The sequence below is a fragment of the Tsukamurella sp. 1534 genome (assembly GCF_000312385.1).
Classification (GTDB): domain Bacteria; phylum Actinomycetota; class Actinomycetes; order Mycobacteriales; family Mycobacteriaceae; genus Tsukamurella.
The window spans coordinates 630,808-644,738 of the sequence record NZ_HE997628.1 but is presented as its reverse complement, the minus strand read 5'-3'; the positions used below and the strand labels follow the sequence as shown (position 1 = coordinate 644,738).

The 13,931-nt window shown below is 71.5% G+C and carries 17 protein-coding genes; 9 read left to right on the top strand and 8 right to left on the bottom strand.

Going from position 1 to position 13,931, the window contains the following annotated elements; translation table 11 throughout:
• The first annotated feature begins 141 nt into the window (after positions 1–141).
• The 3 genes from BN39_RS21150 (at position 142) to BN39_RS21140 (ending at position 2,091) form a co-directional block, all read left to right on the top strand.
• Positions 142–327, top strand: coding sequence for a DUF1508 domain-containing protein (locus BN39_RS21150; protein ID WP_019204450.1), 186 nt, complete (start codon positions 142–144; stop codon positions 325–327).
• A 129-nt stretch (positions 328–456) separates the two neighbouring features.
• Entirely contained in the window at positions 457–1,095 is a 639-nt protein-coding gene (locus tag BN39_RS21145; RefSeq protein WP_019204449.1) for a HEAT repeat domain-containing protein, read from the top strand.
• 18 nt (positions 1,096–1,113) lie between these two features.
• Positions 1,114–2,091, top strand: a complete 978-nt coding sequence (locus BN39_RS21140; protein ID WP_237741743.1) for a HEAT repeat domain-containing protein — start codon at positions 1,114–1,116, stop codon at positions 2,089–2,091.
• Here the strand turns inward: BN39_RS21140 and BN39_RS21135 are convergent.
• On the bottom strand, positions 2,063–3,859 hold the full coding sequence (locus tag BN39_RS21135) for a phosphocholine-specific phospholipase C (RefSeq protein WP_040769078.1): 1,797 nt from the start codon (positions 3,857–3,859) through the stop codon (positions 2,063–2,065). The two genes, BN39_RS21140 and BN39_RS21135, sit on opposite strands and share 29 nt — an antisense overlap.
• A gap of 65 nt (positions 3,860–3,924) precedes the next feature.
• Positions 3,925–4,587, bottom strand: coding sequence for a TetR/AcrR family transcriptional regulator (locus BN39_RS21130; protein ID WP_019204445.1), 663 nt, complete (start codon positions 4,585–4,587; stop codon positions 3,925–3,927).
• 114 nt (positions 4,588–4,701) lie between these two features.
• On the opposite strand from BN39_RS21130, the gene BN39_RS21125 reads away from it, so the two are divergent.
• A complete protein-coding gene (locus tag BN39_RS21125) occupies positions 4,702–6,180 on the top strand; it encodes an MFS transporter (RefSeq protein ID WP_019204444.1) in 1,479 nt (492 codons plus the stop codon).
• Between the two features lie 14 nt (positions 6,181–6,194).
• Here BN39_RS21125 and BN39_RS21120 read toward each other — a convergent pair whose 3' ends face one another.
• A complete protein-coding gene (locus tag BN39_RS21120; protein ID WP_371190644.1) occupies positions 6,195–6,626 on the bottom strand; it encodes a nitroreductase/quinone reductase family protein in 432 nt (143 codons plus the stop codon).
• 26 nt (positions 6,627–6,652) lie between these two features.
• Here BN39_RS21120 and BN39_RS21115 point away from each other — a divergent pair, with 26 nt between their 5' ends.
• Positions 6,653–7,465: an aminoglycoside phosphotransferase family protein gene (locus BN39_RS21115; protein WP_019204442.1), complete on the top strand. Its 813-nt coding sequence runs from the start codon at positions 6,653–6,655 to the stop codon at positions 7,463–7,465.
• Here BN39_RS21115 and BN39_RS21110 read toward each other — a convergent pair.
• Positions 7,462–7,830 carry a MerR family transcriptional regulator gene (locus BN39_RS21110; RefSeq protein ID WP_019204441.1) on the bottom strand — a complete coding sequence of 123 codons (369 nt, stop codon included), beginning with the start codon at positions 7,828–7,830 and terminating at the stop codon, positions 7,462–7,464. The genes BN39_RS21115 and BN39_RS21110 overlap by 4 nt on opposite strands.
• Positions 7,831–7,871: 41 nt before the next feature.
• Between BN39_RS21110 and BN39_RS21105 the strand changes: the two genes are divergently transcribed.
• Entirely contained in the window at positions 7,872–8,963 is a 1,092-nt protein-coding gene (locus BN39_RS21105; protein WP_019204440.1) for an alkene reductase, read from the top strand.
• Here the strand turns inward: BN39_RS21105 and BN39_RS21100 are convergent.
• Positions 8,943–9,950, bottom strand: coding sequence for a glutathione S-transferase family protein (locus tag BN39_RS21100; protein WP_019204439.1), 1,008 nt, complete (start codon positions 9,948–9,950; stop codon positions 8,943–8,945). The genes BN39_RS21105 and BN39_RS21100 overlap by 21 nt on opposite strands.
• 26 nt (positions 9,951–9,976) lie before the next feature.
• Positions 9,977–10,552: a hypothetical protein gene (locus BN39_RS21095; protein WP_019204438.1), complete on the bottom strand. Its 576-nt coding sequence runs from the start codon at positions 10,550–10,552 to the stop codon at positions 9,977–9,979.
• Between the two features lie 148 nt (positions 10,553–10,700).
• Between BN39_RS21095 and BN39_RS21090 the strand changes: the two genes are divergently transcribed.
• Positions 10,701–11,210 carry an LppP/LprE family lipoprotein gene (locus tag BN39_RS21090; protein WP_019204437.1) on the top strand — a complete coding sequence of 170 codons (510 nt, stop codon included), beginning with the start codon at positions 10,701–10,703 and terminating at the stop codon, positions 11,208–11,210.
• Positions 11,211–11,213: 3 nt separating this feature from the next.
• Here the strand turns inward: BN39_RS21090 and BN39_RS21085 are convergent, their stop codons facing one another.
• Positions 11,214–11,711: a glyoxalase/bleomycin resistance/extradiol dioxygenase family protein gene (locus tag BN39_RS21085; protein WP_040769066.1), complete on the bottom strand. Its 498-nt coding sequence runs from the start codon at positions 11,709–11,711 to the stop codon at positions 11,214–11,216.
• A gap of 68 nt (positions 11,712–11,779) precedes the next feature.
• On the opposite strand from BN39_RS21085, the gene BN39_RS21080 reads away from it, so the two are divergent.
• Together BN39_RS21080 and BN39_RS22500 are read left to right on the top strand one after the other, a co-directional pair.
• A complete protein-coding gene (locus tag BN39_RS21080) occupies positions 11,780–12,559 on the top strand; it encodes a helix-turn-helix transcriptional regulator (protein ID WP_019204435.1) in 780 nt (259 codons plus the stop codon).
• Positions 12,560–12,572: 13 nt separating this feature from the next.
• A complete protein-coding gene (locus tag BN39_RS22500) occupies positions 12,573–13,649 on the top strand; it encodes a methyltransferase (protein WP_019204434.1) in 1,077 nt (358 codons plus the stop codon).
• 5 nt (positions 13,650–13,654) lie between these two features.
• Here BN39_RS22500 and BN39_RS21070 read toward each other — a convergent pair whose 3' ends face one another.
• Positions 13,655–13,918: a hypothetical protein gene (locus BN39_RS21070; RefSeq protein ID WP_019204433.1), complete on the bottom strand. Its 264-nt coding sequence runs from the start codon at positions 13,916–13,918 to the stop codon at positions 13,655–13,657.
• Positions 13,919–13,931: the final 13 nt, after the last annotated feature.

Genomic DNA, 13,931 nt, shown 5'->3' with positions numbered 1-13,931 from the left:
GACCCCGCTGGTACGGGATTTCCGTTATCACCGAATCCTCCCCGGCATGTCGTTCGCTTCACGCAGCGTTCGCCGGAACGAGCACATAGGCTGCGAAACGGCCCTGATGACGGGGACCGTCGATGACGAAAGGTGCACACCATGGCAGGCAAGTTCGAGGTGTACGAGGACAACGCCGGCAAGTTCCGCTTCCGCCTCAAGGCCGGCAACGGCGAGGTCGTGGCCACCGGTCAGGCGTACTCGTCGCGCAAGGGCGCGCACGACGGCGCCGCGGCCGTGCAGCGCGCAGCCGAGGGCGCCAAGGTGCTCGACGTCGAGGAAAAGTAGTCGTCGCACTGACTTCCGGTTCCGGGGAGGGCATCGCACACGATGCCCTCCCCGACCCGTCTGACCTGCAGCGCTTGACCTTCTCACTGTGACAAGGTCTGCACTGGACGCACCGAAGGAGGTGCCGTCATGGCTCAGACACACATCGATCACCCGAATTCCTCGATCAGGTTGCGTGCCGCGCTCGCGGCGGGATCCGCGCCCGATCCGGATCGCGCCGCCGAGCTGATCTCGCGGTGCGCGGTCGAGCCCGATTTCTTCGTCCGCGACATGCTCACCTGGGCCCTCACGCGGATGCCCGCGCCGGTCACCGTCCCGCTGCTGCACGCCGAGCTGGATTCGGCCGTGCCGCAGGCGCGCAGCCAGGCGCTGCACACGCTCTCGAAGATCGGTCGCGCCGACGCCGCGAGCACCTGGACCGCCGTGCTCGCGCTCGTCGGCGACCGCGACGACGATGTGGCCCGGGCCGCGTGGCGCACCGTCGTCGCGCTGGTTCCGCAGGATGCCCGACGGTCCGCCGCCCGCGCCCTCGCCGGCCGGCTGGGGCACGGCGACGGGGAGACCCGGCGGAGCCTGAGCCGCGCCCTGATGGGCCTCGACGAGGAGGGGGTCGAGGCGCTCGTCGCCGCCGAGGGCGCGGCGGATCCGCGCGTCGCGGAGCACGTCGCCGATACGATCCGGTTGATGCAGGACCCCGATTCGGGGCTGCACGACGCGGTGCACGAAGCCCGCCGGCTGGCGGCGCTCGGCCCGCGCGGTGAGGAGTGAACGGTGCGGATCGGCGAGATGGCACGGCGTTCCGGGGTCAGCGCGCGCATGCTGCGGCACTACGACGCACTGGGGCTGGTCCGCCCGTCCGGTAGGTCGGGGTCCGGGTACCGCGAGTACTCGGAGCCCGATCTCCGGCGCATCTTCCACGTGGAGAGCCTGCGGTCGCTGGGACTGAGCCTCAAGGAGATCGGGCGGGCCCTCGACGACCCCGAGTTCGCCCCGTCGACCTTGGTGGCGGACCTGATCGAACGGACCGAGGAGCGGATCCGGCTGGAGACGGAGCTCCTGCGCCGCCTCGGGCACGTCGCGCGGACGGGGCCCGAGGAGTGGGAGGAGGTCCTCGCCGCGGTCGCGCTGCTGACGGAGTTGGGCTCACGCTCGCCGGGTGCCCGTCAGCACGCGGCACTCGCTGCGGGCGACGGCAGCGCCCCGGTCGGCGCGCTCACCGAAGCGCTCCTGCAGGAGGAGAGCCCGAACGTCGCGGGTGCGCTCCGCTGGGCGCTGACACAGTCGGGCGCGGCCGAAGCACGCGACCTCGCGGCGGGGCTGGACGACGAGGATAGCGCCGTCCGCCGCCGTGCCGCGGAGGCCCTCGCCGAGTTGCCCGACCGGTCGGGCGCACTGCGGTCGGCACTGGCGCACCCGGACCGCGACGTGCGGTCGATCATCGCCGTGGAGCTGGGGCTCCGCGGGGACGCCGCCGCCACCACCGAGCTCGTCACCATGGTGGTCGACGGGGTGCGGGACGTGCCGGCCGCCGAGGCGCTGGGCGCGATCGCCGCGCTCGCCGATGCGGAGGAGACGATCGTGGACGCTCTGACGGCGGCGTTCGATGCCGCCGTCGACTACGCCGTGCGCCAGCGGGTGGTGCAGGCTGTGGCTGAGATCCCGGGTGCCGCGGCGGATTCGGCGTTGTCACGGTTGGCGGGTGACCAGGACACGCGGATCGCCCACACCGCGGCGTTCATCCGGCGGCTGCGTTCGCCTCGCTGAGGAAGTGCCACCGCTCCCCCGTCGGGCCGTGGACAGCGACGTCGAAGCGCCCTCCCGGGGCGGGTACGGCGATGTCCTGGGAGCCGAGCACATCGGCGTGCATCGGCTCCGTATCCGGTGCGTGGTAGGGGAACACGGTGAAGTGTGCGCTCCGCGGCCCGGAGTTGGTGAGCCGCACCCGGAGCACTCCGGCGGCCGCCTCGGCGTGCGCGTCGGGACGGTACGGAACCAGGCGCGACGGCCGGATGCCGGGCTCCTGAGCGGGCATCCCGCCGGCGCCGGGGGCGTGCGGCTTCCAACGGGGAACGAGCGCCCCGGTCGCTGCGGGGCGAGGCGGGGTCGCCGGCGAACGTGGTGTACGGAAGTCGAAGACGCTGGTGAGATCCCCTGCGACCGTTCGTCGCCACGGGGAGATCGCGGGGACCTCGATGCCGAGCCAGCGCTCGAGGAAGCGCAGATTCGAGGTGTGGTCGAACGTCTCCGAGGCCACGAATCCGCCGACGGTCCACGGGGAGACGACCGTCATGGGTACCCGGTTGCCGAGCCCGAGGGGCAGGTCGCCGACCCATTCGTCGGTCTGTTCACGCGGGGGCCGCGGTGGCGGAACGTGGTCGAAGTAGCCGTCGTTCTCGTCGTAGGTGAGGAACAGGGCCGTGCGCCGCCACACGTCCGGTGCGTCGCCGAGGGCGGTGAGGATGCGGTGCACGAGGTTCGCCGATGCGCGGGGCGAGGATCCGCTGGGGTGCTCGGATTCCCGTTCCGACGCGACGACGTAACTGACGGTCGGCAGGGTGCCGGCCCGGACGTCGGCGGCGATGCGGTCGGTGAGGGTGCCTGTCGCGGTGCGCCGCAGCCCGCGGAAGAACAGGTCCCGGTCGGGCTGCGGCAGCGCGCGTGCGCGGGCGTCGATCTCGTCGGAACGGCGCCGCGCCTCGTCGGCCGGGAGGTCGCGCAGCGCCTGGTAGAACTTCTCCGGACCTGCCTCGATGCTGCCGAACACCGCGGCGGAGACCTTCTTGAATCTGCGGAAGTACTCGATGTTGTTGTCGGTGAAGGTGTCCCATTCCTGGTACACCCGCCAGTCGACGCCGGCGCCCTGCAGTATCTCGCCGATGCAGGGCCAGTCGTATCCGGGGTGCCCCTCGTCGTACGCGTCGTTGCCCACGGCGCGTTCGCCGGTGCGCGGCTCGAATCCGGTGGTGCCGGAGAAGAAGAAGTTGCGGTTCGGCGAGGTCGACGTGGGCGCCGAACAGAAGTAGTGGTCGCAGATCGTGAAGGTGTCGGCGAGTGCGTAGTGGAACGGGAGGTCGGCGCGGTCGTAGTAGGCCATCGTCGAATCGGTCTTGGCGCGGATCCACCCGTCGTTCCAGCCACCCGCCAGCGCGGCCTGGCCGCCCTCCCAGGTGTGGTCGAGCGCGTCGATGTTCTCGGCGTCCATGTCCTGACGCTGCGCGGCCCCGCGAACACCGAAGGGCTGCACCGCGAGCCCGGACCGGGTCGGCTGCTCGAACACGCTGCGCCCGCCGCGCAGCCGCATCGCCCCGGGGTCGGCGAAGCCCCGTACGCCCCGCAGCGTTCCGAAATAGTGATCGAAGGATCGGTTCTCCTGCATCAGGAAGATCACGTGCCGGAGTTCGCCCAGCCCGCCGGGCGGCGCCGGCTCGGCGAGGGCCGCGGTCAGCGAATCCGGCAACGCTCCCATGCCCACCCCCACTCCCGACGCGATCGCCGCCCTGAGGAACGCCCGCCGACTCGATGCGAAGCTCACGCGCGCCACGCTGTCGCACCGGGTTTAACCGGTGGTTGCAGTGCCCTGAACGCCGCAGGAAAGGTTCAGCGATCGTAGCGCGCGGCGAACCCATCGCACAGGGCGTCGATGCCGGAGTGCAAGAGCGGCATCGCGGCCCCCAGGTCGGGGTGCGGGCGTTCGGACAGCGCGCGGAGGAGCGGCAGGTCCTCGATGAGGGGATTGTCCGCGAGGCCGGCGATGAATCCGGCCCCGTCGGGCGAGGCCCCGGGGACGAGCAGCCTGCTGCCCACGGCCCCGAGGCCCGCGCCCTGCACGAAGTTCCAGACGTGCAGTCCCAGTTCGGCGGACTCGTCGACGGCCCCGGTGAGGTGCGTGAGCGCTTCCACCATCCATTCGAAGCAGGTGACCGAGGAGCTGGACATCGACGCACGGGGCACCGTGTGCGCCAACAACACCCACGGGTGACGCAGATACAGGCGCATGTCCGTCTCCGCGACGATGTGCACGCGGCGCCGCCAGTCCGGATCGCCGCGCAGTTCCTCGGGGTACAGGTAATCGGCACCGGCCGTGGCGGCCATCTCGCCGATCAGCGCATCCTTGTCCGGGACGTGGCGGTACAGGGACATGGCGCCGGTGCCGAGCGCGTCGGCGATCCGCCGCATGGACACCTTCTCCAGCCCGCCCTCGTCGGCCAGGCGGACCGCTTCGGCGATGATCGCCTCCCGCGTGAGGGTGCTCTCGGCCACGTGCGCTCCTTCTCCGTTGACCTCGCCCGATCGTCGTGCGTACAGTGTACTCACGCCCGCTGCGTACGCCGTACGCGCTGCGCTCCATCACTGTGTTCCCAAGGAGAGACGACCGTGTCGACCACCCCGCGCCGCGCCTGGGCCGGACTCGCCGCACTGCTGCTACCCGTGTTCCTGGTCTCGATGGACGCCTCCGTGCTGTATCTCGCGATGCCGCACCTGACGGCCGCGCTGCGACCGACGCCCGAGCAGCAGCTGTGGGTGCTCGACATCTACCCGTTCATGTTGGCCGGGTTGCTGATCACCATGGGCAATCTGGGCGACCGGTGGGGCAGGCGACGCCTCATGACGTGGGGCGCCGCGCTGTTCGGGATCGCGTCGGTGTTCGCCGCGTTCGCACCCACGCCCGCCCTGCTCATCGCTGCGCGCGCCCTCATGGGCATCGGAGGCGCCACGCTGCTCCCGGCGAGCCTGGCGCTCATCGCGAACACCTTCCACGACGCGAAGGCCCGCGGAATCGCCGTCGGCATCTGGACCGCCGCGTTCTCGTTCGGCATGGCGGTGGGCCCGGTCCTGGGCGGAGTCCTGCTGCACCACTTCTGGTGGGGCTCGGTGTTCCTCATCAACGCACCGGTGTTCCTCGCGTTCCTGGTGGCGGGCCCGCTGCTGATCGACGAGTACCGCTCGCGCACGTCGGCCCGGTTCGACCTGCTCGGGGTCGCGCTCTCGATGGCCGCGATCTTCCCGCTCGTGTACGCCGTGAAGACCGCGGCGGGGCACGGGATCACCGCCACCACCGTGGTCGCCGCGGTGGCCGGCGCAGCGATGCTGTGCGCCTTCATCACCCAGCAGCGCCGCGCCGCGCACCCGTTGATCCCGTTCGACCTGTTCCGGAACCGGACGTTCGCCATGGCCATCTCGGGCACCATCGTGGCGCTGTCCACGCTGGGGTCGATGTCCTACCTCGCGGGGATCTACCTGCAGTCGGTGGTGGGTTTCGACGTCCTGGCCGCGGCCCTGCTCGGGCTTCCGGCCGCCGCCGTGGTGGCGTACTTCTCGATGCGCGCACCGTGGATCACTCGGTACCTCGGGCGTCGTGCCACGTTCGTGGTCGCGCTGCTCCTCGCTGCGGCCGGCCAGTTCCTCCTCGTCGGGCTCGGTATCGACGGGCCCGCGTGGCTGTACGTCCTGGGCACCGTCATCGCGGGCGCCGGGTACGGCACCCTGTTCACCTTCGTCTCCGAGACCGCCCTGGCGGCGGCGCCGCCCGAGCGCGCGGGCCAGGCCTCGGCCATCTCCGAGATGAGCTTCGAGCTGGGCACGGCGCTCGGACTGGCCGTGCTGGGTTCGGTGGCCACCGCGGTCTTCACGAGCCGGGACGGCATGTCGCGCACGCTCGGCGAGACGCTGGAACGCGCCGATGCGCAGGGCGGGTTCGACGGTGCGTCGCTCGCCGACACCGCACGCTCGGCCTGGGTGGACGCCGTGAGCACCACCGTCGGCGTGTCCGGCGTACTGCTCGTGGCCACCGCGGTGGCGGCGGCGATCGTGCTGCGGGAGCGCCGCACCGCCCCGGAACCCGTCTCCTGCTGACGGACCCCGAAACGTCAGCGCGGCGTGAGGCGCAGGACCGGGATCACCCGATCACCGGCGGTCTCCTCGTACTGGGCGAACGCCGGAGCCCGGTCGACGAAGCGGGCCCACGCCGCGTCCCGGTCGGCGCCCGTCAACTCCGTGGCCGTGACGGCGAGGGCGGAGATCCCGCCGTCGTCGTTCGGGTACTCGATCTCCACGTCCGGATGGGCGAGCAGGTTGTGGTACCAGGCGGGATTCCTCGGAGAGCCGCCCGCGGACGCGGGGATCAGCCAGCCGTCGCCGTCGCGCATCCCCGCTACCGGGTTCGTGCGCGGCGCACCCGATTTCGCGCCCCTGTTGTGCACCAGGATCAACGATCGGCCGAAGCCCATCGCCGTCACGGTGCCGTTGTTCTCGTGGAACTCGTCGATGATGCCCTGATTGAAATCGCTCACGCCGTCCATCATGCGCGCACTTACAGTGGAGCGCGATGACGACGACCGAGGACTGGGCCGCGCTCTTCCCGCGCTGGGGCCTGGCGCCCGACGGGCCGCCCTTCGCCACACCGGGCGGCCTCCTCCAGCCGGTGCGGTACCGCGGCCGGCCGGCGATGCTCAAGCGGGCGGACACCGCGGAGGAACGCGCGGGTGCGCGCGTCCTGCGCTGGTGGAACGGCGACGGCGCCGCCGCGGTCTACGAGAGCGACGGGGACACCGTGCTCATGGAGCGGGCCACCGGCGGGCGTGACCTCCTCGCGATGGCCCTGGACGGCCACGACGACGAGGCCACCCGGATCCTGTGCCGCACCGTCGAACACCTGCACCGCCCGCGGCCGGGCGGACCGGACACCGCGCTGTCGCCGCTGCGCCCCTGGTTCGCGTCGCTGCGTGAGGCCCACGGAGCCGACCCGCGGTTCGCGCGGTCCTGGGCGGTGGCCGACGAGCTGCTCGCCGCGCCGCGCGACGAGGTCGTGCTGCACGGCGACGTGCACCACCGCAACGTGCTCGACTTCGGCGACCGCGGGTGGCTCGCGATCGATCCCAAGGCTGTGTCCGGCGAGCGGGGATTCGATTACGCGAACCTGCTCACCAACCCCGAACTGGTGACGGCGGCGGATCCCCGCCGGTTCCGGCGGCAGCTCGACGTCATCGTGGAGGCGGCGGCGCTGGAACGAGAACGCCTGTTGCGTTGGGTCATCGCCTTCGCCGGCCTCTCCGCGGCGTGGTTCGCCGAGGACGGCGAGAGGCAGGAACTCGAACGCGACTTCGCGGTGGCCGACCTGGCACGGGCCGAGCTCGGCTAATCCGCCACCCCGTCCTGCGCCGCGCCGATCACCCCGTCCAGGACGTCGCGGGCCCGCGTCAGATCGCGGATCGCGGCGTCCACGCGCCGCCGCTCGGCCCGCAGAGTCTCCGACAGCCACGGCGTCGCGGATGCGTTCGGCGAACCGTCCTCGTCGTGGATGCACGGCAACAACTGCGCGATCACGGGGCTCGCCAGACCCGCCGCGAACAGTTCCTGGATCCGCACCACCCGGTCGACGGCCGCCTCCGGGTAGACCCGCTGCCCGCTCGGCGTCCGCGTGGACGCGAGCAGGTCCTTCTCCTCGTAGTAGCGCAGAGACCGCACACTCACGCCCGTCCGCTCCGCCAGCTCACCGATGCGCATCGCTTGCCCCTCACACTGATGTCAGGTTTTAGCCTACCGGCATGAAGCTACTGACTCCCTACAGCACGAACGGACTCGATCTCGCCAACCGCATCGTCATGGCGCCGATGACGCGCCTGCGCTCCCACGGGGACGGGTCGCCCACCACCGACGTGGCCGAGTACTACCGACAGCGGGCCGGCGCCGGCCTCATCGTCACCGAGGGGATCTGGCCGCACTCCTCCGGTCAGAGCGAGGCGTGGGTGCCCGGGCTCGCGACGGACGCCCACGCCGAGGCCTGGTCGCGCGTCGCCGACGCCGTGCACGCCGAGGGCGGCCGCATCGCCGCGCAGATCATGCACGGCGGGCGCAAGGGCCACCCGCGGGCGCGGATCGACGGTTCCGTGCCCGCGGGCCCGTCCGCCGTGCCCGACGGCGACGTGCTGCACCTGATCGACGGGTCGAAGGCGGCGTGGCCGTCCCCCGAGGCGATGAGCATAGAGCGGATCGAGGAGACCGTCGGGCAGTACGCGGCCTCCGCGCGGCTGGCGATCGCCGCCGGGTTCGACGCGGTGGAACTGCACGGCGCCAACAGCTATCTGATCCACCAGTTCCTCGCCGACAACACGAACCAGCGGGAGGACCGGTACGGCGGATCGATCGCGGGGCGGATGCGGTTCGCCCTGGAGGTCGTGGACGCGGTCGCCGCCGAGATCGGGGCCGAGCGCACCGCGATCCGCCTCTCCCCCGGCAATCCGCAGTTCTCCATGGTCGAACGCGATCCGGCGCCGCTCTACCGCGCGTTGGTCACCGAACTCGACCGGCGCGGGCTGCTGTACCTGCACCTCACGGACCACGACGATTACGCGGCCCTGGCCGACCTCCGGCCGCGGTTCGGCGGCACCGTCATCGCCAACGTCGGCGAGAACCGCGCCCCGACGACCGCCGCGGCGGCCGAACGCGCCCTCTCCGACGGGCACGCCGACCTCGTCTCGTTCGGGCGGTCCTTCATCGCCAACCCGGATCTGGTCGACCGCATCCGGGACGGCCTGCCGCTGGCGCCCATCCGCGAGGACGGCCTGTACGGGCGGACCGCCCACGGGTACACCGACTACCCGCGCGCGGGCGTCCTGTCAGCCTGCGGGGATCGGTAGCGGCGCGGGCGCCGTGCCGGCGCCGAAGGGGCTGCCGCCGAGCTTCTCCCGGCCGTGTGGGGTGAACCAGTTCTCCAGGTCGGGCCCCTTCGGCACGATGCCCGACGGGTTGATGTCGCGGTGCACCTCGTAGTAGTGCCGCTTGATGTGGTCGAAGTGCGTCGAGTCACCGAAGCCCGGGGTCTGGAACAGGTCGCGCGCGTACGCCCACAGCACGGGCATCTCGCTGAGCTTCTCGCGGTTGCACTTGAAGTGCCCGTGGTACACCGGGTCGAACCGGGCCAGGGTGGTGAAGAGCCGCACGTCGGCCTCGGTGATCGTGTCGCCCACCAGGTACCGCTGGTTCGCAAGTCGCTCGGACAGCCAGTCGAGCCGGGAGAACAGCTGGTCGTAGGCGGCGTCGTAGGCCTCCTGGGAGCCGGCGAACCCGCACCGGTACACCCCGTTGTTCACGTCGCGGTAGACCAGCGCGTTCACCTCGTCGATGTCGGCGCGCAGGTCCTCCGGGTAGAGCCGCGGAGCGCCGGACCGGTGGAACTCGCCCCACTCGCCGGAGAAGTCGAGCGTGATCTGCGGGAAGTCGTTGGTCACCACCGCGCCCGTCGGCACGTCGACGAGCGCGGGAACGGTGATGCCCTTGGGATAGTCCGGAATCCGGGCGAAGTACGCGTCCTGCAGGCGCGGGATCTTCAGCACGGGGTCGACCCCGTCGGGATCGAGATCGAAGGTCCAGGACCGCTTGTCGTGCGTGGGACCGCAGATCCCGAGCGAGATCGCGTCCTCGAGTCCCAGCAGGCGGCGCACGATGATCGTGCGGGTGGCCCACGGGCACGCGTACGAGGCCACCAGCCGATAGCGGCCCGCCTCCACGGGGTAACCGTCCCGGCCGTCGCGGGTGATGCGGGTCTCGATGTAGCGGGTGTCCCGCTCGTACGGCTGGTCGGCCAGGACGTAGGAGCCCTGCTCCTCGGGTGCGTCGTCGCTCATGGCCCCAGGGTAGGCGCAGGAACCGCTCAGAGCTGGACGCGCCGCGGATCGGTGGTGGCCTTCGCGACCTTGAGCAGCAGGTACGGCACGAGGAACGAGAGCATCGCGTTGATCACGCCCGTCGCGACCCACGTCTGCCACGTCGCGGTGCCCATCAGCACGGGCCCGAACGTGACGATGAGCCCGGCGAGGCCCGCGATGAGGAGGAAGAACATCCCGGGGCGCGGCGCCGTGTGGATGAGCATCGCCAGCAGGCCCGCTCCGCAGAGCGTCAACAGCGCCACCGCGATCACGGTGATGTCGAAGGGCCGCTGGGCCGCCGCGAACGCGGGCGCGTCGGACAACCGGAAGATCGCGTTCATCACGGCGGTCAGCAGCCACGCCGCCAGCGTGATGACCACGGTCACGAGGATCGACCCGATGGCGTACTTCGGCAGGTCGATCATCGGGGGCTGCTGCGGCTGCGGGGCCTGCGGCTGCTGCTGGTAGGTGGGCTGCTGGTACGTCGGCTCGTACCCGTACCCGTCGTCGTACCCCTGCTGGTAGGCATCCGCAGAGGTGTACCGCCGGGTGCTCTCGTTGCGGGGGTCGTAGTAGCTCATGGTTCCTCGCTCCGTGCGGAATCGTCGGTGGCCTTCCCTCCACCGTATCCCGCGCGGACCGTAACGGACCCGGCCGAGGTCGCCGATAGTCCCCATGTCGAGTCGATGGAGCCCGCGTCGGCGTTCCCCGCACGGAAGGACGAAGAACATGCGCAATCCCCTCGCCACCCTCGGCCTCGCCGCCGCGACGGCAGCGGCGACCGCCCTGACCGGGGCCGCCGCCGTCAGCACGCTCGGCGCCGCCGGTGCGACGCCGGCGCCGTGCGCGCCGATCCCGCAGGACCGGATCGATTCGGCGATCGACCACATCGCACCGCCGCTGCCGGGCGCGCGCTGGCAGCCGACCGCACACGGCGGCTCGGTCGACTGCACCCTCAACTGGGTCAAGCTGGACACCCCGGGCGGCACCGGGAGCTCGCCCGTCCAGGTTCTTCTCTTCGATCACCAGAAGTTCGCCGGCACGCCCACCCCGAAGGGCGACGCGTTCACCGAGGTGCTCGGCAGCTCGGCGCCGGGGCAGACGACCATCCGCTTCAAGTGGCTCAACCCCGGGGACCCGAACGCCGCCCCGACGGGGCAGGCCGACGTCCGGTTCCAGACGATGCCGCAGTCGCCGCCCCGTCCGCTCGACCCGATCCCCGGGCCCGTCGCGGATTGATCGTCAGGCCTGGGTCGAGGCCCACTCCTCGACCCGGGCCGCGCTCTCCTCGTCGCTGAGGTCCTCGACCCGGGTCATGATCGACCACCGGACGCCGAACGGGTCGCGGATGCTCGCGAACCGGTCGCCGGAGACGAAGTTCGCGACCGGCTCCCGGATCGTGGCGCCCGCCGCCTCGGCCTTGGCGACGACCTCGTCGACGTTCGGGCAGTAGAGACCCAACGAGTAGCAGTCCGCGTCGCCGTCGGGCATCGGCACGAGGCCGAACTCCGGGTTCGGTTCGCCGAGCTGCAGCCGGCCCCGCCCGAAGTCGAGTTCGGCATGGACCACCACGCCGCCCATCTCGGTGACGCCCAGGGAGCGCGCGCCGAACACGTCGATGTAGAAGTCGATGGCCGCCTTGGCGTTCGGGACCGCGAGGAACGGTGTCAGCGAGGTGAAGGAGTGGGGGACGCCGTGGGTGGTGTGTGCGCCGTTCGCGGCGGTGATGTTCTCTGTCATGTCCACGACATTACGAGCCGGACCGGCGTCGCCGATTGAACATTCGCGACAGCTTCTAGGATCGGTGCATGAACCCCCGCGGCGTCCTCTATCCGGCTGCCCTCCCCGTGTTCGAGCGCCGCCCGCCGGCGCCGTCGGTCACAGCCCTGGTGCGGTGGTTCTGGGTGTCGCAGTGGAACATCGCGCCCGGCCGGAGCTCGCGCCAGGAAGTGCTGTGCTTCCCGGCCCTGAACCTCGTGGTGGAGCCTGAGTTCGTGGGTCTCCAGGGCGCCACGACGGTGCGCAGCCACAAGGACCTCGCAGGTACCGGCTGGGCCGTCGGCGCCCTGCTCCGGCCCGCCGCGACCGCCGCCGTCACCGACGACCCCGCGGCGAGGCTCGACGACTACTCCCCCGTCGCACTGCCCGATCTGCACGCCGCCGTCGCGGAGCCGATGGGGCGCGGCGACATCCCCGGGGCGTGCGCAGCATTCGAATCCTGGTTCGCCGCACGGGTTCCGACGGTGCCCGACGAGGCGCAGCTGGCGAACCGGTTGGTGGCGCTGATCGAGGAGGACGCGGCGATCGCGACGGTGGAGGACGCCGCGGCGGCGCTCGCGATGTCGCCCCGGACCGCGCAGCGGCTCACGAAGCGGTACGTCGGGCTGCCCCCTCTCGCCCTGATCCACCGGCGCCGCCTGCAGCAGGCGGCGGAACGACTGCGATTGGAGGCCGGCCTGCCGATCGCCACCATCGCGGCGGAACTCGGCTACGCGGACCAGGCGCACCTGATCCGGGACTTCCGCAAGGTGCTGGGCTTCACTCCGGGTGGATATCGGACGACCTCTTCCAATAGTCAGTCTCTCTGACTATTATCGAGGCATGAACCTTCCCCTTCTCGCGGTCAAGACCGGCGCCGCGCTGAGTCGCCTCCTCCACACCGTGGCGGACGCCCCCGTCCCTCCGGAGATGCGCGTCCTGCTGACCCTGAACCGGGCCTACGAGGCGGAGGTCCTCATCGCCCTCGTCCGCCTCGGCATTCCCGGCGCCCTCGCGGACGGCGCTCTCACGCCGCCCGACCTCGCGGAGCGGATCGACGCCGACGGGGCCGCCCTCCTGCGTCTGCTCCGCGTCGCCGAATCGATCGGCGCGGTGCGCCACGACGCCGCGGGCCGCTATCGCCTCACCGCCATGGGGGATGCGCTGCGCGACACCGAGACCGGTGGCGTCGCGCCGTTCGTCCGGTACTCCCACGCGACGTCCACCCGACGAGCCTGGACGCGCCTGACCGAGGCGGTCGCGTCGGGTCTCCCCCAGTTCGAGGCGGCCAACGGGTCCACTTCGTGGCAGTGGTTCGCCGACCACCCCGACGAGGAGAAGAACTTCGCCGCGACGATGCGGGCGGTCTGCGACTACAACGGCCCCGCCCTTGCCGCCGCGTACCCGTGGCGGGCCCGCTCCACGGTGTGCGACGTGGGCGGCGGGGTGGGGACGCTCCTCTCCCACGTGCTGGCACGCGATCCGAGCCTGCGCGGTGAGCTCGTGGACCAGGCCGGCCCCATCGCCGAATCGGCCGACTTCCTCGCCGCGCGCGGGCTGACCGGACGGGTGCACGCCACGGTGGGCGACTTCTTCACACCGCTCACCGTCTCGGCGGACGTGTTCCTCCTCAAGGACGTCCTGCACGATTGGGACGACGACCGCGCGACCACCATCCTGCGATCGGTGCGGGCCGCGATGCAGGCGGGCGGCCGCCTCGTTCTCTTCGAGGTCCTGCAGAACCCCGAACGCGCACATCCGCTGGTCCCGCTGGTGGACCTCACCATGCTGGTGCACACCGACGGCGGCAGGCAACGCACCGTCGCGGAGTTCGACGGGCTCTTCGCCGCCGCGGGGCTGCGCCGGGTCTCGGTGCGCGAGGGGCAGGTGCACTCGCTCATCGAGGCCGCTGCTGCGTGACCCGGTCAGCGCGGCTTGTTCACCTCGTCGGCCACGGAATCCGCGGCCTCGCGGACCCCGTCGAGGTTCTGGCTCGCGATCTTCACGCCCTCGGAGGCCGAGGTGGTCGCGATGTTCGCGGCGCTGGCCGCGATCTTGCCGGCGCCGGCCTTGACATCGCCCTTGAGCACTTCCGACGCCCCCTCGACGATGTCGCCCGCCTTGTGCACGGCGTTGGTGGCGATCCGCGTCGCCGCGTCGATGTTGTCCTTGATCCGGTCCGCAACCATGGGGCTCTCCTTC